Origin of the sequence: Mesorhizobium sp. M1B.F.Ca.ET.045.04.1.1 (genome assembly GCF_003952465.1) — a bacterium.
GTDB classification, from domain to species: Bacteria; Pseudomonadota; Alphaproteobacteria; order Rhizobiales; family Rhizobiaceae; genus Mesorhizobium; species Mesorhizobium shonense.
On record NZ_CP034448.1, the window covers coordinates 1,316,379 to 1,335,241 of the forward strand.

15 protein-coding genes and 4 pseudogenes are annotated in these 18,863 nt (G+C 59.1%); 14 read left to right on the forward strand and 5 right to left on the reverse strand.

Annotation, left to right across the window (positions count from 1 at the left end):
- Positions 1–458 precede the first annotated feature (458 nt).
- Complete coding sequence (locus EJ071_RS39190; protein WP_245454714.1) at positions 459–824, forward strand: extracellular solute-binding protein; 366 nt, start codon at positions 459–461, stop codon at positions 822–824.
- Between the two features lie 464 nt (positions 825–1,288).
- Here EJ071_RS39190 and EJ071_RS06495 read toward each other — a convergent pair whose 3' ends face one another.
- From EJ071_RS06495 to EJ071_RS39195, 3 genes and pseudogenes are all read right to left on the reverse strand, one after another.
- On the reverse strand, positions 1,289–2,743 hold the full coding sequence (locus EJ071_RS06495) for a glutamate synthase subunit beta (protein ID WP_024504270.1): 1,455 nt from the start codon (positions 2,741–2,743) through the stop codon (positions 1,289–1,291).
- A gap of 41 nt (positions 2,744–2,784) precedes the next feature.
- Positions 2,785–2,948, reverse strand: a pseudogene (locus tag EJ071_RS06500) (thioredoxin domain-containing protein); the annotation flags it as partial.
- A 275-nt stretch (positions 2,949–3,223) separates the two neighbouring features.
- A pseudogene (locus EJ071_RS39195) lies at positions 3,224–3,409 on the reverse strand (pyridoxal-phosphate dependent enzyme); the annotation flags it as partial.
- On the opposite strand from EJ071_RS39195, the gene EJ071_RS06510 reads away from it, so the two are divergent.
- Positions 3,324–4,277, forward strand: coding sequence for a TauD/TfdA family dioxygenase (locus tag EJ071_RS06510; protein WP_024504271.1), 954 nt, complete (start codon positions 3,324–3,326; stop codon positions 4,275–4,277). The pseudogene EJ071_RS39195 and the gene EJ071_RS06510 sit on opposite strands and share 86 nt — an antisense overlap.
- 594 nt (positions 4,278–4,871) lie before the next feature.
- Here the strand turns inward: EJ071_RS06510 and EJ071_RS38375 are convergent.
- Positions 4,872–5,141, reverse strand: a complete 270-nt coding sequence (locus EJ071_RS38375) for a hypothetical protein (RefSeq protein WP_024504272.1) — start codon at positions 5,139–5,141, stop codon at positions 4,872–4,874.
- 993 nt (positions 5,142–6,134) lie between these two features.
- Between EJ071_RS38375 and EJ071_RS06520 the strand changes: the two are divergent.
- Positions 6,135–6,281 (forward strand): annotated as a pseudogene (locus EJ071_RS06520) (multicopper oxidase domain-containing protein); the annotation flags it as partial.
- Between the two features lie 104 nt (positions 6,282–6,385).
- Here the strand turns inward: EJ071_RS06520 and EJ071_RS39200 are convergent.
- Positions 6,386–6,514 (reverse strand): annotated as a pseudogene (locus EJ071_RS39200) (LysR family transcriptional regulator); the annotation flags it as partial.
- A 370-nt stretch (positions 6,515–6,884) separates the two neighbouring features.
- Here EJ071_RS39200 and EJ071_RS06525 point away from each other — a divergent pair.
- The 11 genes from EJ071_RS06525 (at position 6,885) to EJ071_RS06575 (ending at position 18,815) form a co-directional block, all read left to right on the forward strand.
- Positions 6,885–7,166: an acyl carrier protein gene (locus EJ071_RS06525; RefSeq protein ID WP_029356603.1), complete on the forward strand. Its 282-nt coding sequence runs from the start codon at positions 6,885–6,887 to the stop codon at positions 7,164–7,166.
- The gene (locus EJ071_RS06530) at positions 7,167–8,375 is read left to right on the forward strand and encodes a beta-ketoacyl-[acyl-carrier-protein] synthase family protein (RefSeq protein WP_095794006.1); all 1,209 of its coding nucleotides are present in this window, start codon (positions 7,167–7,169) and stop codon (positions 8,373–8,375) included.
- An 853-nt stretch (positions 8,376–9,228) separates the two neighbouring features.
- Positions 9,229–9,819: a NodA family N-acyltransferase gene (locus EJ071_RS06535; protein ID WP_024505875.1), complete on the forward strand. Its 591-nt coding sequence runs from the start codon at positions 9,229–9,231 to the stop codon at positions 9,817–9,819.
- Positions 9,816–10,475 (forward strand): chitooligosaccharide deacetylase NodB, encoded by a 660-nt coding sequence (gene nodB, locus EJ071_RS06540; protein WP_126097314.1) that lies wholly within the window; start codon positions 9,816–9,818, stop codon positions 10,473–10,475. Before EJ071_RS06535 ends, nodB begins: the two co-directional genes overlap by 4 nt.
- 15 nt (positions 10,476–10,490) lie before the next feature.
- A complete protein-coding gene (nodC, locus tag EJ071_RS06545) occupies positions 10,491–11,816 on the forward strand; it encodes a chitooligosaccharide synthase NodC (protein ID WP_032899868.1) in 1,326 nt (441 codons plus the stop codon).
- 260 nt (positions 11,817–12,076) lie between these two features.
- Positions 12,077–12,991 (forward strand): nodulation factor ABC transporter ATP-binding protein NodI, encoded by a 915-nt coding sequence (gene nodI / locus EJ071_RS06550; RefSeq protein ID WP_024505873.1) that lies wholly within the window; start codon positions 12,077–12,079, stop codon positions 12,989–12,991.
- A 3-nt stretch (positions 12,992–12,994) separates the two neighbouring features.
- Positions 12,995–13,783, forward strand: a complete 789-nt coding sequence (locus tag EJ071_RS06555) for an ABC transporter permease (protein ID WP_029356621.1) — start codon at positions 12,995–12,997, stop codon at positions 13,781–13,783.
- Between the two features lie 289 nt (positions 13,784–14,072).
- Entirely contained in the window at positions 14,073–14,834 is a 762-nt protein-coding gene (locus EJ071_RS06560; RefSeq protein ID WP_024505871.1) for a sulfotransferase, read from the forward strand.
- A gap of 392 nt (positions 14,835–15,226) precedes the next feature.
- Entirely contained in the window at positions 15,227–16,510 is a 1,284-nt protein-coding gene (locus EJ071_RS06565) for a dicarboxylate/amino acid:cation symporter (protein ID WP_210326678.1), read from the forward strand.
- A gap of 275 nt (positions 16,511–16,785) precedes the next feature.
- Entirely contained in the window at positions 16,786–17,847 is a 1,062-nt protein-coding gene (locus EJ071_RS06570; RefSeq protein ID WP_126097315.1) for a LacI family DNA-binding transcriptional regulator, read from the forward strand.
- 164 nt (positions 17,848–18,011) lie between these two features.
- Positions 18,012–18,815 (forward strand): TIM barrel protein, encoded by an 804-nt coding sequence (locus EJ071_RS06575; protein ID WP_029356612.1) that lies wholly within the window; start codon positions 18,012–18,014, stop codon positions 18,813–18,815.
- The last annotated feature ends 48 nt before the right edge of the window (positions 18,816–18,863 follow it).

The window sequence follows — 18,863 nt, forward strand, 5'->3', positions numbered from 1 at the left end:
AAATTGGCAAAATGCCCCAGGGAGGATTACATGGGTCGCTCATTCCCCGTACTCGTTACAGGTGCGCGTCGCTACGCAAACAGCTTGCTTTTGACTTGGCGTTTCTTGCCGTTTCGGCATCGCTCACTAATTCGGCCGCTGCCGACACCGTGAACTGGCGTCAATTCGAAGGGACCAGCATAACTTGGGCCTACGACATCCACCCCTATGCGGATGCTCTCGCTGCGCAACTTTCCGGAGTTCGAGAAGCTGACCCGGCATCAAGGTCACGCCGGAACTCTACCCAGACGATTCTTACTGGAACAAGATGACGATCCAACTGACGACGAAGTCGCCAGCATGGGATGTGTTCGGCACTGGCATTCAGCCCGCGTAGGACCTCGCTCCGAGTGGCGCCTGCTGGACAAATACCTGAGTGATCCGAAGCTTACCGATGCTGGATACGACTACATTCGGACATGATCAAGAAGTGCGCGGCTCCTTCCTTCGCCAATGATAACTGGAACCAGGTCGTGGACGGCATCTCGTCCGGCCGCACCGCGATGACGATCGACTCAAAAATGTTCGGCTTCTGGAACGATGTTGCGGGGAAGCCGGCATCCGGCAAGATCGCCTTCGCTCCGCCGCTGCACGCACCGAGCGCCACGAGCTTGGATTCTGACATCTGGATCTGGGCTCTCGCCATGAACGCGGCTTCCGAAAAGAAGGGCACGGCCTGGCTGTTCATCCCGTGGGCCACCTCCAAGCAGGTGGCGCTCAAGGGTGCCCTTGCTGGCCAGCTCGTCAATCCGCCGCGCACGTCGACCTGGCAGGACGATACCTAGACTAAGTACGCTTCGCAGCCCGAGTTCAACAACTTCGTTGACAGCTTCAAAAAGATACAGGATCAAGCCGCGCTGGCTTTCACACCGCGTGTCGGCTTCGGCGAAGCCATGAACGCATGGGCCGTGGCGATGCAGAAGATGGCAAACGGCGATGACGTCGAGACGACGTTGAGGGCGCTTGCCGAAGAAATCCGCACTGGCCTCTGATCAAAAGGAACAGGGCAGTACTATTGCACTGCCCTGTTCCCGCCAACGGCGGAGATCACGCCGTGTCACCCCAAGCACTTAAACCCAGCGCTGCTTCGCCCGGCCGCGCCGACGATTTTTCTTGGCCGCCAAGGCGGCAGCCTGCGGCCGGGGCCACAACCGAAACGACCACGGCGATCAGTCCGTAAGCTGCCCGGGGCAGCGGAAGGGCGGAAAGCGCCTTCAGGTGGCCGCACAAGTAGGGTCTCGAGACGGACTCAGCGCGGCAGCACGCTCGATCCCATCAGCGCCTCATCGATGGCGCGCGCCGCCTGGCGGCCCTCGCGGATCGCCCAGACGACCAGCGACTGGCCGCGCCGCACGTCGCCCGCCGCATAGAGCTTTTCGACGCTGGTCCTGTAGTCCCGGTCATTGGCCTCGACATTCTTCGAGCGGCGGCTGTCAATGGCGATCTTCATCTGGCCGGCCAGTTCCGACACCGGCCCGCGAGCGGCTGGCCCGGCAAAGCCGATGGCGATGAACGCGAGATCGGCACGAATGACGAATTCGCTGCCGGCGATCGGCTTGCGCTTTTCGTCGACCTCGCAGCATTTGACCCCGGTCAGCTGGCCGTCTTCGCCGATGAACTCGAGCGTCGCCACCTGAAACTCGCGCTCGGCGCCTTCGGCCTGCGAGGACGAGGTGCGCATCTTGGTCGCCCAGTAGGGCCAGACCGAAAGCTTGTCTTCCTTTTCCGGCGGCTGCGGACGGATGTCGAGCTGGGTGACGCGGACCGCGCCCTGGCGGAAGGCGGTGCCGACGCAGTCGGACGCGGTATCGCCGCCGCCGACGACGACCACATGCTGGCCGCCGGCGAGGATCGGATGCGACGGCCACGCCACCGACTGGATCGGTTCGCCGCCGACACGCCTGTTCTGCTGCACCAGATAGGGCATCGCGTCATGCACGCCGCCGAGATCGTCGCCGGGAATGCCGGCCGCGCGCGGCGTTTCGGAACCGCCGCAATAAAGCACCGCGTCATGTTCGGCGAGCAGCTCGGCAACCGGCTTGTCGACGCCGACATTGACGCCGCAATGGAAGGTGACGCCCTCGCCCTGCATCTGCTCGATGCGCCGGTCGATATAGTGCTTCTCGATCTTGAAGTCGGGAATGCCGTAACGCATCAGCCCGCCGGGCCGGCTCTCGCGCTCATAGACATGGACGTCGTGGCCGGCGCGGCCGAGCTGCTGGGCAGCCGACATGCCGGCCGGGCCGGAGCCGATGACGGCGACGCGCTTGCCGGTCTTCTTCTCCGGCGGATAGGGCCTGATATGGCCGGTCTCGTAAGCCTTGTCGGCGATCGCCTGCTCGACCGTCTTGATGGCGACGGGAATGTCCTCGAGGTTCAGCGTGCAGGCTTCCTCGCAAGGTGCGGGGCAGATGCGGCCGGTGAATTCCGGGAAATTGTTGGTCGAATGCAGGTTGCGGATCGCATTGTCCCAGTCGCCATTGTAGACGAGGTCGTTCCAGTCCGGGATCTGGTTGTGGATGGGACAGCCCGTTGGCCCGTGGCAGAACGGAATGCCGCAATCCATGCAGCGCGCGGCCTGTTTCTCGACCTCCTTGTCCGACATCGGCAGCGTGAATTCACGGAAATGCCGGATGCGGTCGGAGGCCGGCTGGTACTTGTGCACCTGCCGGTCGATTTCGAGAAAGCCTGTTACCTTGCCCATAGTCCAGCTCCTGCTGTCCAGATGGCGCGCCTGGCGACGCCCTGCAGCTGGATCAGATGGGGCATCCCGTCCACACATGGGCCGCACCAAGTTGCCCAAAATTCGACTATGTACACTTGCCGGGCTCAAAGCTCGTGAGGGGCTCGCCATGCAGCCAGTTCTCGACTCTAATCGAAGGAGCCGGGGACTCCATCTGCAATACCACGTTGCGGTCCAAAGCTATTTCCAAAGGTTTCTGCACGAGCTGGTTTCCTCTCAGAGACGGCACACGGGTTCAGGGAGGAGCGCATCGCTCGTCTTGCCCCATTAAGTGCAGTCACAGTCACTCAGTCTCAAAAGCCATGCCAACGCGCTCAGCGCGCAGTTAGCGCCCATTGCTTCGAAAAACCTCGTCAGTGCCCAGATGTTGGTTGTAATGAACCTGACATTTGTCTGACGCTGTCAGCTTTTGGACACGCGATCACGCGCTTCGTGCCGCCAGGCCAGGCCGAGCCCTGTGTTGCCAGCGGTCGCTTCGATGATTGTACCGCCCGGCGCGAGCTGGCCACGCTGTTCGGCATTAACGATCATCGACAACGCAATGCGATCCTTGATCGATCCGCCGGGATTTTGGCTTTCGAGCTTGACGAAGAGAATTCCTGACTCCGACGTTGTACCGCTGACCAGCCGTGTTGGAGCTGAAATCAGAGGAGTTCGCCTTGGTGGAGACCTTTCGGACGCAGCGATAGCAGCCATCAACCAGCTTCTTCTAAAACACAAGGTGATCTTCTTCCGCGGCCAGGAGCATCTCGACGATGCGGAGCAGGAATTGTTCGCGCGGCGTCTGGGTAACCTTGTACCTCATCCCACGCAGGGGCCGGCAGCCGGCACGGCCTCAATCCTCAATCTCGATTCCGGCCGTGGCGGTGGCAGGGCAGACCAGTGGCATACCGATGTGACTTTCGTCGATGCCTATCCGAAATTCTCGGTCCTACGTGGCGTCGTCATTCCGGCGGCGGGGGGCGACACGATCTGGTCCAACACGCACGCCGCGTACGAGAATCTGCCGGCGCCGCTCAAAATATTGGCGGACAATCTGTGGGCTATTCATAGCAATGCCTACGACTACGCAGCCGTGCGCCCGCGCGCCACAGCCGAAGAGAAGAAGCACTTCGAGGAAGTTTTCACATCGACGATCTACGAGACCGAGCATCCGGTCGTGCGCGTCCATCCGGAAACCGGGGAGAAGTCGCTGCTGCTCGGCAATTTCGTGCAGCGCCTCGTCGGCCTTTCCAAGAGCGATTCCGCCAAACTCTACGAGGTGTTCCAGTCCTACGTCACTGCCCCGGAAAATACCGTGCGGTGGCGCTGGCAAGTAGGCGACGTCGCTATCTGGGACAACCGTGCTAACCAGCATTATGCGGTCAACGACTATGGCGACCAGCACCGGGTTGTGCGTCGCGCTACGGTTGACGGTGACGTTCCGATCGGCGTCGACGGTCGCCGCAGTATAACCCATGTCAAGGCAGCCAAGCCGGCGGCGAAGGCAGCCTGACCGTCTGAACAGGGTAAAGATGAAAACTTCGTATCGCCGCGGCCATATCGCGCTGCTTAACCGCCCCACAAAGCCTTATGATTTCCGAGAAGCAAGGCGAGTTGCGGGCTCGAGGCTTGGCCCGAAATCGAGGTCCTGCAGCGTGGCGCATGGCTCGAGTCGCTGCTCGTGGCCCCGCTGCAGCGGTACAGGTCCCCCACCGCCCCACCATCTCGCCCGCCCTGCACCTCGGATAGCGATCATTCACCGTTTGTTCATTATGATAGCGCACGATCATAACTGGACATGCTGGTAGCTCGTACATGCCTGAAGGCCCTGCGCGCCGACCCAGCGCCGGGGCCTTTTTACTTCCGCAAAATCGATTCCAGCAACGCGGGCACTTCGCAGGATGTCGGAATCCCGCGCTTGCGATGATACGCCGTACAGCGAATTGCGCGAGTCAAACGAATTTGGGTTTCTCAAATATAGAATCGTCGATACCGATCCTGATGGATCGAGCCTCGACGACGAAGTCAACCATCTTCAAACGGAATTATTCAACATTGCCGAGAGCTCCCGGTGTGCCGTCGAAGCCGACATTGGGGAGGTCAGCGGTCACCAACGATCATGGTGATCGCCAGCATCTTTCGTATTCACATAACCGTCGGCCTTGTACTTTCCCGAGGCCATGACATGAGTGGGTCTTCCAAGCACCGATTTGGCCCGGTAGGATTTGCAGGGGGCGCGGACAAGCGGATGAACAAACGGAATGATGCCGGAAAACTGCGCGCGCCTGCTGGGATTTAGCCGACCGTCGATAGGAACATAGCCCTGGTCGACGGCTTTCTGAAGGGCAAGAGTTTCGCCGACCTGGCTCAGGAACATGGCTTGTCGACAACGAGGGTGCGCCAAATCATCGAGAAGGCCGATCGGCTCGTGGGCGGCGCATTCAGACCAAGACTGAAACGTCCAACGCCTCGCCTCGGTCCGATTTCATGGTCGACTATCCCTATGTGTGCAAATGGCCGAGAAGCACCGGCTGGGTAGCGTCACGCCGCATCATTCTTTGCGGAGCTGGAGCGCGCGGGATCGCTGGAGCGGCTGGTGAAAGCGGTTGCCGGGGCGCACAACACGTGAGCTGGCGCCTCGTGTGGCAAAAGGAGAGGGCGAGAGCCCATGGCCTGCAATGAAGCGATCAAGCATTGCGATCGTGGAACCAAGCTAGTCGACCATCCGGACCGCGGCCTTCAATGCCAGCTCGCCTTGGAATCGGCCTTCCAGGAATTGGCTGAGCGCGCAGCGGAATCCGGCTGGACCGAGGAGATAGCCACGCGCTCCTCGAACTCGCCGGCGCGCGCCTCAGGAGCGACTCCGCCAATGACAGACTGAGAGGACGATTAATCGTGCCAGGGCAACGAGAGAGCGGCAGGTTCAAGAAGCTTCGCCTGAACCGATAGGAACGTCGCTGCGCCAATAAAATTGGCGGTGAAGGCTGACCGCGGCCGAGTCGGGCAAGCGAGCGAAGTGCTGAAATAAGGGCGTGAGAATCCAAGACATCGTTTGTAGAGAGCATCGAGCTTCGCGAGATTGTGGTACAGGATCGACCGCAGGTGTTCTCGCAGCGCTCGCAGAACCCGGGATTCTTCCGCGGCACCCGCCAAGGCGAAGAACGGTCAGAGTTGCACGATAACGTTTAAAAGCGAGCCTTCCTCCGAAAGTCTGCGCGCGCAGTTCCACGGTCCGATGCGCTTTCATAGCTATTCCAATCGCCGCGCCCATCCTCTCCCGGATCAGGTCCAGCGGGTCTGCAGTGCATGCGCCCCCAAAGTGGACGCCATTGGGCCGGGTGAACCGGGCTCGATTGCGCGCCGAAGGCCCGTTCCAGGCCCGGAAATCCGGGTCCGTCAGGGCGAGCGCGTGCGGGTCGAGGTAGAGAACGGCCTTGCCGAGAAAACGACCGTGCACTGGCATCGCGTGCGTGTGCCACATGCCATGGATGGCGTGCCTCACCTCACGCAGAAGCCCGCGAAAAGGCAACGGAAGATCTAGCATTTATGGGGGAAATGTTTTTTCGGAGTGCTTGACCCGCAGGAAGGGCAGGGCATGACTGCCTATCGCCCGACCCGGCCGGCCGCACTCATGACCGGCTGGGCTCGGTTAATCCTGCATGCCGCGCCCATGAGGTTGCGCTCTGTCGGGAGTGCGTCGAGCACAACGACGAGATGTAGTTCACGATCTTTGAAACGCGTGTCAACCATCCAAAGTGTGGATGCCTTTCATCGAAACAAACGATTTCATCAATGTTCTGGAATCCTGCATGGGCAGAACAGAAACCGCCCGAAAGGAGATTTTTCATGCGCTCTACCGGGCAGTGGAGTGCTGGGAAAGGGAGTTGCAACTGACCGGGTCCGACTTCTTCCGAGTCTATGGACAGACTGGGAGACGCGCACGGTGTAGCGGCTCACATCGTCATACTGCACCTACGCCACACACCGGCCGGACCTGATCCGGCTTTATGAGCATTGGGCTTTGTCAGTTGCCCAAGCGTGATGGCTTTCGCGACGCGGCGCGCCTCAGGAACTGAGCCGCGTCCAGGTCGAAACGCGGGAAAGAAAGACAGGAAACAGAATGGCCGATCAATTCGCAACGGACGTCATTGCCCTGATCAAGAAACGCGCCGAGTCGGAGAGCGGTGAGGGAATGCCTGCGTCATTCGTCGGCGAGATAACAATCGCCACGGAACTGGACGCGCTCGGGTTTGATTCGCTGGGTTTGGCGGACGTCCTCTGGGATGTGGAGCAGGCCTACGGCATCAAGATCGACATGAACACGGCCGATGCCTGGTCCAATCTCAAGAATGTCGGCGACGTCGTGGAAGCCGTCCGCGGCTTGCTTGCGAAGGAGGCTTGAATGGACAGGCGCGTCGTTATCACCGGAGTGGGCGGCCTGTGCGGACTGGGCACCGACGCCGCCTCTATGTGGAAAGAGATGCGCGAAGGCCGCTCCGCCATCGGCCCGATCGCCAATTCCGAGCTTCATGACCTGGAGGGCATGACCGGCGCTGAGATCAAGGCGCTGCCCCAGCACGACATCAACCGGGGGCATCTCATCTCCATGGACCGCTTCAGCTTGCTCGCCGTGCTTGCAGCGCGCGAAGCCATGCGGCAGGCCGGACTTTCCTGCGACGAAGGGAATGCCCATCGCTTCGGCGCTACAGTGGGCGTCGGATTTACCGGTTCATACGCAACAGAACAAACTTACCGCTCACTGCTTTTGGGTAGCGCAATCCGTGCTGAACTCTTCACTGGAGTAAAGGTGATGCCCAGCGCCGCTTCCGTCCATCTTAGCTTGAGCCTCGGCTTGCGCGGGCCGGTCTTCGGGGTGACCTCCGCATGTGCCTCGGCCAACCATGCGATCGCCTCGGCGGTGGATCAGATCAAGCTGGGCCGGGCCGACGTAATGGTTTCCGGGGGCAGCGACGCGCCGTTCGCATGGGGCGTGCTGAAAGCATGGGAAGCAATGCGCGTGCTTTCACCCGATACCTGCCGGCCCTTCTCCGCCGATAGGAAGGGCCTGGTGCTGGGCGAGGGTGCGGGCATGGCCGTGCTGGAAAGCTACGAGCATGCCACGAGGCGTGGTGCCACAATTCTTGCCGAGATCGCCGGCGTCGGCCTTTCCGCCGATGCCTTCCACATTGCCGCGCCATCTGTCGAGGGGCCAGCGTCGGCGATGCGCGCCTGCCTTGCCGATGCCGGGCTGAATGCCGAGGACGTCGACTACCTCAACGCGCACGGCACCGGTACCAAGAGCAATGATCAGACTGAAACGGCGGCGATCAAGCGTGTGTTTGGAAACCACGCTTATTCGATGTCCATCTCTTCCACCAAGTCCACGCACGCGCATTGCCTCGGCGCAGCGAGCGCGCTTGAAATGATCGCCTGCGTGATGGCAATCCAAGAGGACGTCGTGCCGCCGACCGCCAACTATCGCGAGCCAGATCCCGCTTGCGACCTCGACATCACACCCAATGTGCCGCGCGAGCGCAAGGTGCGCGTCGCCATGAGCAACGCCTTCGCCATGGGCGGCACGAACGCAGTTCTGGCATTCAGGCAGGTGTAGAAGCCATGCAAGACGCCTCATTTGAGGTCACCTGTCGTATCTAGCTGCTTGCCGGACCACTATGTGAAGCGAGCGCTATTGGCTGCCTCTGCGATGCGGGAATTGGCAGCGGACGTCTCACGATCAAACAGGCATCTGCTTGTAGAATTCTTTTAATCGTGAAGCGGCGCGAGTGCGCTATCCGTTGAGGTGAGCAAGGCCGGCGCCCTGGGTGAGCGCTGGTGTCGGGTGGTGGAAAGTACAGGGGGAGCTGTGTGGCCCCCTCTTTCTCGGCCTCGACGATGTGCGAAGGAGCCTGTGCGGCGAACGGGCCGACGCCCCAGGCTCAGAACCTGGGCGAACCTAACTCCCGCCAAAGGACAGCCCAGAGCTGGATACACGAAAGAGATACTGAACCCGCGAATCAGATTCTGATCAATCGTCGTGTCTGAGCTCCGCTCGGCTCTTACGGAGATAATCGCGCGGCCCGGCAACGGCCGCGCGTGCCGCGGGCGTGAGCTTTGCGCTTCGTCAGAAGTGCCTCGAGCGTGACGACGATAATTGACCAGCCATATGGAACGCATTCGCCCAGTTATCCAAAGCGTGGATACCTTTCATCTAAACAAAGGATTTTACCGTTTTTGCTGCAGGTCCCATAGAAGCGCTTCAAGTTGGAAAGATAGGTAGTTCCGATGGTTGCGTTGGATCCGAGGAGCATCATCTGGTGTGCGGGGCGTACAAAGTCAGTCGCATCTGCATTGCGGCTTGGTCTTTCGGCGGTCTCCACAAGTTACGCCCCGTTGGCGCGACGCCAATTATTTAACCAATGCTTGGACATTTATCTCAACCAGACAGCTACAAGGTGAGGTCTTCCATGCGCCCGAATGTCGATTGGAAGTTGTGCTGGGAAAATGAGCTGCAACTGGCCGACCATGTCGAACTCTCCGACTTTTTTCGAAAGACCTATGGACGGACTGGCGCCTTCAACGCGGAGCCATTCGAAGGCGGCCGCAGTTGGGCCGGCGCGAGGCCGGAATTCCGCGCAATCGGCTACGACGCGCATGGGGTAGCGGCTCACATCGGCATGCTGCGGCGCTTCATCAAAGTTGGCGAGGTCGACTTGATCGTCGCTGAATTGGGCCTGTACGCGGTTCGTCCGGATCTTGAAGGGCTCGGAATCGGTTTTTCGATGCGCGTGGCGTACCCAGTGCTCCATCAGTTGGGTGTTCCATTCGCTTTCGGCACGGTTCGGCACGCGCTGCGAAACCATGTCGAAAGATTCTGCAGAGCCGGCCTCGCGAACATTGTGTCGGGCGTTCGCGTACGATCGACCCGTCCAGATGTGCATCCCGACCTGCCGCCCACGCGCCTGGAAGACGTACTCGTGTTGGTTTCGCCGATCGGACGCTCGATGGACGAGTGGCCGTCCGGTACCCTGATCGACCGGAACGGTCCGGAACTATGAAGCCTCTGGACTACATATGCGAAGGGCAGAGTGACAATGCCGATGGCACTGCAGAGCGCAGCGTCTATCTGACGTTTGACGACGGTCCCAATTCATTTTTCACACCGCAGATACTCAATGTGCTGGCGCAACATCAGGTGCCGGCGACCTTCTTCGTTGTTGGGGCCTACGCGGCCGACGAGCCGGAACTCGTTCGCCGAATTATTACAGACGGGCACGGTATAGCCAACCACACGATGACTCATCCGGACCTGGCTAAATGCGGGCCCGTCGAAGTCGACCGCCAGATAGTTGAGGCAAACAGAGTCATAGGGATGGCTTGCCCGCAGGCCATGGTTCGGTACTTTCGTGCACCGTATGGCATCTGGACCGAAGAAGTAATCGCTGCATCAGCGGGTGCGGCATTGGCGCCCGTCCATTGGTCCATTGATCCACGCGACTGGTCTCGCCCCGGCGTTGACGCCATCGTCGACAGAGTGCTCGCCGATATCCGGCCGGGCGCAATCGTGCTGTTGCACGACGGGTGCGCTCCCGACGAATTGCAACCAGGCAATCAAGCCAGTCTGCGCGACCAGACGGTGACAGCGTTGTCACGCCTAATTCCAGAATTGCACGGCCGCGGATTTGTAATCCGATCACTTCCTCAACACCCCTGAACAAACAGAGATCCTATGGACCTTCTCACCACAGCCAGTACTGTTGCCGTTTCGTCTTATGCGGTGCTCTCGACTGTTTACAGAGGCATGCAAGCGGTCTACTCCCAACCGGAAAATGTTACGCCGCCGTCGGAAAGCTTGTTCGGATCCGACCGTTGGCCGAGCGTGGATGTCATTATCCCCTGCTACAATGAGGACCCGCGCACACTCGCGGCGTGTTTAGCTTCCATTGCAAATCAAGATTACGCCGGAACATTTCAGGTCTATCTGGTTGACGACGGTTCTGGAAATCGTAATGCCGTCATCCCGGTACATCACGCCTACGAGGGCGACCCGAGATTCAATTTCATTCTGCTCCGCGAGAATGTTGGCAAACGCAAGGCGCAGATCGCCGCCATCCGCCGCTCATCTGGAGATTTCGTGCTCAGCGTCGACTCTGACACGACACTTGCGTCCGACGTCATCACAAAGCTTGCAGTAAAAATGCGGGATTCCATGGTCGGAGCGGCCATGGGCCAGCTGACGGCATACAACCGCAGCGACACTTGGTTGACCCGATTGATCGATATGGAATACTGGCTGGCTTGCAATGAGGAGCGCGCGGCGCAAGGTCGCTTTGGTGCGGTCATGTGCTGCTGCGGCCCATGTGCAATGTACCGCCGGTCTTGTCTTCTTTCTCTGCTGGATCAATACGAGACGCAGCTGTTCAGGGGGAAACCAAGCGACTTCGGTGAAGACCGTCATCTTACGATCCTCATGCTGAAAGCAGGCTTTCGAACCGAGTACGTTCCAGGTGCCGTCGCGGCGACAGTCGTTCCGGACAAGATGGGACCTTATTTGCGCCAACAACTCCGCTGGGCACGAAGCACCTTCCGGGACACGATGCTTGCGCGAGGTCTACTGCGTGGCCTGGATCGCTATCTAACTTTGGATGTGATGGGAGAGAATCTCGGCCCATTGTTGCTCGGCATCGCGGTAGTAACGGCGCTCGGTGAGCTACTATTTTCACATACAGTAAATTGGTGGACGGTGCTGGCTATTGTCACGATGACCATAATCAGATCTACGGTGTTATCTTTCCGCACTCGGCAGCTTCGATTCATCGGCTATTCAATGCACGCGTTAATCAGGATATTCCTGTTGATCCCCTTGAAGGCTTACGCCCTGTGTACATTGAGCAATAGCGATTGGCTGTCGCGTAAAAGTGTTCCCCTGCCCAACAGGAGCACAAAGGAAATCACAAGCGCGATGCCGCTTGCCGGAGCAAATGCTGCGGGCAATTCTGGAATTGCGGAGTCACTTCATACTGCAGATCTTTCGCTCACAGCTGGTGAAGTCTGACGGCCTTGCAGCGCCGAGTGACCGAGTAAGTTGTGTCAGTCGACACGGGGTGAAGCTTTCGAGTTACCTATGGTCAGAACGGGAACTATCTGGAAGCGACACGTGGCATCTTGACGTTATTCTTTGGCGGAAGCGATACACGCGTCGCTCCGGCCGCGACTTTCCAAAGGTGCCATCTCAAGGCGGTGGCCTGCTCTGAACCAGAATTCGCAAGTAAGCTGCCGGTGGCCAATCGGACTCATTCCGCTTGAGATAGACGCATGTCCAATGTAGCAATCGACCTTACCGGCGTAACCAAATTATTCGGAAACAAGCTCGTTGTGGACGGGCTGTCCTTCACCGTTGCATCGGGAGAGTGCTTCGGTCTGCTGGGGCCGAACGGCGCAGGCAAGAGCACGATTGCGCGTATGCTCCTCGGTATGACCCGGCCTGACGCGGGTGATATAACAGTCCTCGGTCTACCAGTGCCGGCACGCAGCCGCTTGGCCCGCAAGGGCATAGGCGTGGTCCCGCAGTTCGACAATCTCGACCTGGAATTTACGGTACGCGAGAACCTGTTGGTGTTCGGGCGCTACTTCGGCATGAGTACAAGAGAGATCAACGCCGTCATCCCACGGCTCCTCGAGTTCGCTCGCCTTGAGAGCAAGGCGGATTCACGTGTCGGCCTGCTATCCGGCGGGATGAAGCGGCGCCTGACGCTGGCACGTGCTCTGATCAACGACCCCCAGTTGCTTGTGATGGATGAGCCCACGACCGGCCTCGACCCGCATGCCCGCCATCTGATCTGGGAGCGACTTCGTTTCCTGCTGGCGAGCGGAAAAACGATCATTTTGACCACCCATTTCATGGAAGAGGCTGAGCGGCTTTGTGATCGGCTGTGTGTTCTCGAGCGGGGACGCAAGATCGCCGAGGGCAGTCCTCATGCGCTGATCGACGAGTACATTGGGTGCAACGTGATCGAGATCTTCGGCGGCAATCCACAGGAGCTGATTTCGCTGATCAGACCGTACGTTCAGCGTGTCGAGGTAAGCGGCGAGACGCTCTTTTGCTATGCGCCTGAGCCGGAGGATGTGCGCATCCAGCTTCGCGGTCGAGCGGGTCTGCGTATTCTAGAGCGTCCACCCAGTCTGGAGGACGTTTTCTTGAGGTTAACCGGACGTGAGATGGAGAAGTGAGCAATGGGTGAACGTTTTGCGGCCGCTCTACCCGCCAACGCCTGGAACTGGATCGCGGTGTGGCGCCGCAATCATCTGGCATGGAAGAAGGTGGCATTTGCTTCAATGCTCGGCACCCTTGCTGATCCGATGATTTACCTTTTCGGGCTCGGCACTGGCCTTGGACTGTTGGTAGGCCGCATCGAAGGTGCATCCTACATCGCCTTTCTGGCAGCCGGCATGGTTGCGACGAGCGCGATGACAGCATCAACCTTCGAAACAATTTACGCGGTTTTCGGTCGAATGCGCGATCAGGGCACTTGGGAAGCAATCCTGCACACACAACTTACCCTCGGCGACATCGTTCTCGGTGAATTGACCTGGGCAGCCACAAAGGCCTTTCTGGCCGGTACGACAATTGCGATTGTTGCCGCCGCGCTAGGTTATGCCGCGTGGACGTCGGTTCTCTACGTGCTGCCGGTCATCGCTCTCACCGGGTTCGCCTTTGCGAGCCTGGCCATGCTCGTCATCGCGCTCGCGCCCAGTTATCACTATTTTATTTTCTATCAGACGCTTGTCATCACACCCATGCTGTTCCTTTCGGGCGCGGTTTTTCCAGTCGGCCAATTGCCAGGAGTGTTTCAGCAGATTGCGGCCTTCTCGCCGCTGGCGAATTCTATCGATCTAATCCGTCCGGTGATGCTCGGCCGCCTGGGCGACAATGTAGGGCTGCATATAGGCGCACTTTGCATGTTCGCTGTATTGCCTTTTTTTCTGTCGGCTGGACTGTTTCATCGACGACTAATGCGTTGACGCTTACCTACGCCCATCAACGAGAAGGAGGTCCGCAATGCCGGATTGCAAACTGCCCCCAGCGGCCCGGAGGCATGCGTGTGCCAGGAATCGCGAGTGGTACAACAACGCCGAAGCCGGGCGCCACCCAGCCGCTGCAGGCACGCGCCCATCTTCGCGACCACACCTCGGAGTACAGGCTGGGTGGTGAGGCGCGCGGACCCACCCGGAGCGTTCAAGCGATAGCAGCCAAGCTTCTTGTGCGCGTCCCCAGACCGTCGCGGCCATTATTTAGTTGGATACACATGCAATGACCCACAACGAACCAACTCCTGAGCCTTTTGTGATCCTTGCTATGCCAAGGACCGGAACACACTATTTAGAAGAATTGCTAAACGAGCATCCGACCGTTCTGAGTAACGGTGAGTTGCTAAACGAATATGATCCCAATTGGCCCAGCACGGATCGCCTGCTAGGCACGGATCGCGAGCTTCTTGAGCTTGCCTATGTGCGCTGCCCTATGCGCGACTACAAGAATGTGACGCATCTTGGCTGCAAGATCAATGAACCTCAGTTTCGCGAGCGTCCAGCATTCTTTGCGGAATTAGCTCGTTGGCCAGCACTCAAGGTCATCCTCGTTGTTCGCCGAAACGTATTGGAATCGCTCCGATCCTTTGTGCAGGCCAGGGAAAGCGGTCAGTGGCTGAAGTTCAGCTCGGACAACGATACCGCTCGGCCACCGAGCGTCAGGTTGTCAATCGCCGACTGTGAGGCTTATTTCAAAGCCGCCGACGATTTTCACGCTCGCGTTATGGACTCCTTCACGTCGACCAACCTGCTTGTAATGGAATACGAGAGCCTACTTCACGAACCTGCCCAATGCTTGGGAGCGGTTTGGGATTTCCTGGGCGTTCCAGCGCTTGAGCCATCAGATAACGCCATCTTGCAGCGCCAGGAAACGCGACCGCTTGATCAAACGGTGGAGAACTTTGACGAGTTGCGGATTCACTTCGCACGCGGACCTTATTCAAGATTTTTTGACCTCGGAGATTCAATGCGCTCCTACGCTTAATCGCTTGTACCGCGTGCTCTGATGGGCGTGTAGGATATCCTGCAGTTTGCGCGCATTCCGTCGCAAAACTGACAAACCAAAGTCACCAAGACGACAGAGATATCGGCCGGCAGTCGATCTGCGGCAGACATCAAAGACACGGCCGCAAGGCGACCTGGTCAATTCCCTCTCTGGCGAAGCACTTCTTCAGACGCGATCTTTGGCGAGCCTTGAGTGCAAATTCCGGCAAAGGTGGAGGGTTCCAGTGCGCAACCCGCACCAATCTCGCTGGACGGGACAGGCCTCCAGTTGGCACGGCGCTTGCTCCGAGATGACAGCAGCGCTCGACCGGAGCGCAGCATGGGAGAAGGAGGAGCCCCCACCCCGATCCGGTCAGGGAGAGAGAAACGGTGTTGGTTCCAAGAGTCCCCCGCGCGATCGCAGCGCCCCGCAAGCCCCATTTTGCCCGGACCTACGTGCAGGTGCTTGCCGCCATAGTCCTGGGAGCCGCAATTGGCTACCTCTATCCGGAAACCGGCCAGAGCCTGAAGCCGCTCGGCGATGCCTTCATCAAAGTCGTCAAGATGATTATCGCACCTGTCATCTTCCTGACAATTGCGACCGGCATTGCCGGCATGAGCGATCTGCAGAAGGTCGGCCGAGTTGCCGCCAAGGCGATGGTTTATTTCCTCACCTTCTCGACACTTGCACTCGTTGTCGGACTGATTGTCGCGAATATCGTTCAACCTGGCGCTGGCCTCAACATCGATCCGGCCTCGCTCGATGTCCAAGCCGTTAAGGGCTATGTGGCCACGGCTCACGAGCAGTCCGTGACCAGCTTCCTGATGAACATCATCCCGTCAACGATTGCCAGTGCCTTCGCGGAAGGCGACATCCTGCAAGTCCTGTTCTTCTCGGTCCTGTTCGGCATTGCTTTGGCGATGACCGGAGAGACGAGCAGGCCGGTCGTTACCTTTCTCCAGGCGCTTACCGCCCCCATTTTTAAGCTCGTCGGCATTCTGATGAAGGCTGCACCCATCGGCGCCTTCGGCGCAATGGCCTTTACGATCGGCAAATACGGAATCGGTTCGGTGGCCAACCTCGCGATACTGGTCGCGACGTTCTATCTTACCGCCTTCCTCTTCGTGTTCGGGGTTCTCGGCGCGGTCTGCCGCTACAACGGCTTCTCGATCTTTTCTCTCGTCCGCTACATCAAGGACGAGCTGCTGCTTGTCCTGGCAACGTCCTCCTCGGAGGCCGCGCTGCCCTCGCTAATGGAGAAGATGGAGAAGGCCGGCGCCGCCCGTTCGGTCGTAAGTCTCGTCATCCCTACTGGATACTCATTCAATCTGGACGGTACCAATATCTACATGACGATCGCCGCCCTCTTCATCGCCCAGGCGACGAACACAGATTTGTCAATTGCCGATCAGATCCTCCTGCTGCTAATTGCGATGCTTTCCTCGAAGGGTGCGGCAGGCGTCACCGGCGCCGGCTTCATCACATTGGCCGCTACTCTCTCTGTCGTGCCGAGTGTTCCCGTTGCCGGAATGGCTCTAATTCTTGGCGTGGACCGCTTCATGTCGGAATGCCGCGCGCTGACGAATTTAGTCGGTAATGCGGTGGCATCGCTCGTTGTCGCTCGCTGGGAAGGCGAATTGGACCAGTCACGGATGGAAACCGCTTTCCGCGGTTAGGGTTACATCAAACTGGCTCCCCGCAAGCAAGATCGCAACAGCGCGACGTGTAAGTAGCGGCCTTGACACAACAGTCGAATTGCCAGCCTCCAAAGAGCGCTGGAAATAGAGTACTAACGCAGTGAGTAATACAACACCATGAAGCCCCTAAGCAAACGAACGGTTCACGGAGACTCATCTGGGTGCGCATGGAGCGCTGTTCGTCGAATGCGCTATCCGCGGGGTGGGGGAACTATTTCAGCTTGCCGCCCCAAGCCGTCGCGGGATCGCACCGGATGACGGAGGACCGGCCGATCAGAATCGCTAGGGGAAAGCGCGTCACAATTGCCGATCTCGCCCGCGAAGCCGGAGTCAGCGTAGCAACAGTCGATCGGGTTCTGAACGTCCGCCTTCCGGTGCGAGAGGAGACCGCCCAGCGGGTCCATGCGGCCGCGCACGCGATCGGCTATCATGCTGCCGGTCTCATCAAACAGCGCTTGCAGCAGCACCTGCCGCACTACAAGCTGGGCTTCATCTTGAGAAAACCTGCCCACGATTTTTACCAAGATTTCGCTCGCAAGATCGAAGAGTCGGTCAGTATGGCTAAATCCTTCCACGGCCTTCCGATCATCGAGTTCGCGCAGTCACATTTGCCGCGTGACCTGCTCCCGCTTCTTAAGGACCTTGGAAGCCGCTGCCAGGCGATCGCCATGGTGGCGGCCGATCACCCGAAAATCACAGCATCAGTCGAGGAGCTCAAGGCGAAAGGTATCCCGGTATTTTCGCTGTTATCCGACTTCGCCGATGGCGTGCGCGAGGGCTACATCGGCCTCAACAACAGCAAGGTCGGACGGACTGCCGCTTGGGTGTTTTCCAAGGCCGCAAAACGGCCCGGCAAGGTGGCGGTGTTTGTCGGAAGCCATCGCTTCCAGGCGCATGCGACGCGGGAAACGGCCTTTCGTGCCTATTTTCGTGAGAACGCGCCCAAATTCGAGGTGCTTGATCCGCTCGTGAACCTTGATGAACGGCAGCTCACTTACGAAAAATTGCTGGATCTTATGCAGCGGGAACCAGAGCTCGTCGGCTTCTATATGGCCGGCGGGGGTATAGAGGGAGCAATTTCCGCGCTCCGAGAAGAGGGGAGCGGTCAGGATCTCGTCGCGATCGTGAGTGAAATGACGCCGCAGTCACGTGGGGCGCTTGCGGATGACATCTTGACGATGGCGGTCGGCACGCCAATGCGCCGACTTTGCCAGGAGCTGATAATGGCAATGGAGCGGGCCATCAAAGCCGGCGTCGCGGAGAGCCCGGGGCAGACATTTCTGCCGTTCGACATTTATCTTCCGGAAAATATTTGACCTTGATGGATTTCTATCATGAGCGCCCATTTTCCTTTCACCGATGAAAGGAAAGCTCGATTGACTCGGCCGTCTCTGTCCGATCTGTGAACCGGCGTGGTTCCGTCTTGAAAGAAGCCGGATGCCGAAATGGCAGCCGCGCTTCATGGAAGGAAAGTCAAGCAATGCGCCAGGTATCGCCCCGCTTTGCACTCGATCACATGGCGGCGCCCCGCCTTGACGTCAGTGCGCTTTTCGCGCTTGCCCGTGACCAAGGCCTGACCGACGTCCAAATCCGTTACCCTCATTTCAGCAATCCTGTCGCACGCGGCATTCCGGCTGCGGACGTTCGGTTTGCCGCTACCGAAGCGGGCGTCACGATCATCTCTGTCAACGCCTTGCAGCGGTTCAACGACTGGACTCCAACGCGTCAGGCCGAGGCAAGCAACCTCGCCGATTATGCGACGGCGTGCGGGGCGGAGACGCTCGTGTTGGTGCCGGCCAACCGCAGCTCGTGGCCCACCAATAGCGAGCGCCAGGACAATCTTCGTTTCGCTCTAAACGAGATCAAGCCAATCCTCCAGTCGCGGGGTCTGATCGGTCTCATCGAGCCGCTGGGTTTCCGAACCTGCTCGCTTCGATCAAAGAAGGAAGCGGCCGAGGCCGTTGCCGCGGTTGATGGCCAGTCCGTCTTTCGCCTCGTGCACGACACGTTCCACCACACCCTGGCCGGGGAGACATGCCTGTTCTGCGAGCTTACCGGCCTGGTGCACATTTCAAGCGTAAACGACCCGACCTTCTGGATTTACCCCGATCGCTTTCTTGCAGGTTCCGACAATGGCAGCCAGATTCAGGCGCTGCTGGATGGCGGCTACGCGGGACCTTTCTCGTTCGAGCTGGTCGAGGAAGTCCATTCTCTGGACGATCTCGCAGGCGCACTTGCCGCCAGCATCGACTTTATCCGGCGAGGGCTATTGTCGTCAGAGTAGATGGTGACAGGAGTAGTGACTATAGGTGCGCCTGAATTTTCCGTGGGT

What these genes read in the sequence shown, in the direction of transcription:
- EJ071_RS06510 (WP_024504271.1), top strand. Translation starts at nt 3,324, where the DNA reads ATGCGATCCTTGATCGATCCGCCGGGATTTTGGCTTTCGAGCTTGACG.
- EJ071_RS39190 (WP_245454714.1), top strand. Translation starts at nt 459, where the DNA reads ATGATCAAGAAGTGCGCGGCTCCTTCCTTCGCCAATGATAACTGGAAC.
- EJ071_RS06555 (WP_029356621.1), top strand. Translation starts at nt 12,995, where the DNA reads ATGGGTGAACGTTTTGCGGCCGCTCTACCCGCCAACGCCTGGAACTGG.
- nodC (WP_032899868.1), top strand. Translation starts at nt 10,491, where the DNA reads ATGGACCTTCTCACCACAGCCAGTACTGTTGCCGTTTCGTCTTATGCG.
- EJ071_RS06575 (WP_029356612.1), top strand. Translation starts at nt 18,012, where the DNA reads ATGCGCCAGGTATCGCCCCGCTTTGCACTCGATCACATGGCGGCGCCC.
- EJ071_RS06560 (WP_024505871.1), top strand. Translation starts at nt 14,073, where the DNA reads ATGACCCACAACGAACCAACTCCTGAGCCTTTTGTGATCCTTGCTATG.
- EJ071_RS06525 (WP_029356603.1), top strand. Translation starts at nt 6,885, where the DNA reads ATGGCCGATCAATTCGCAACGGACGTCATTGCCCTGATCAAGAAACGC.
- EJ071_RS06535 (WP_024505875.1), top strand. Translation starts at nt 9,229, where the DNA reads ATGCGCCCGAATGTCGATTGGAAGTTGTGCTGGGAAAATGAGCTGCAA.
- nodB (WP_126097314.1), top strand. Translation starts at nt 9,816, where the DNA reads ATGAAGCCTCTGGACTACATATGCGAAGGGCAGAGTGACAATGCCGAT.
- EJ071_RS06570 (WP_126097315.1), top strand. Translation starts at nt 16,786, where the DNA reads ATGACGGAGGACCGGCCGATCAGAATCGCTAGGGGAAAGCGCGTCACA.
- EJ071_RS06495 (WP_024504270.1), bottom strand. Translation starts at nt 2,743, where the DNA reads ATGGGCAAGGTAACAGGCTTTCTCGAAATCGACCGGCAGGTGCACAAG.
- EJ071_RS06530 (WP_095794006.1), top strand. Translation starts at nt 7,167, where the DNA reads ATGGACAGGCGCGTCGTTATCACCGGAGTGGGCGGCCTGTGCGGACTG.
- nodI (WP_024505873.1), top strand. Translation starts at nt 12,077, where the DNA reads ATGTCCAATGTAGCAATCGACCTTACCGGCGTAACCAAATTATTCGGA.
- EJ071_RS38375 (WP_024504272.1), bottom strand. Translation starts at nt 5,141, where the DNA reads ATGTTCCTGAGCCAGGTCGGCGAAACTCTTGCCCTTCAGAAAGCCGTC.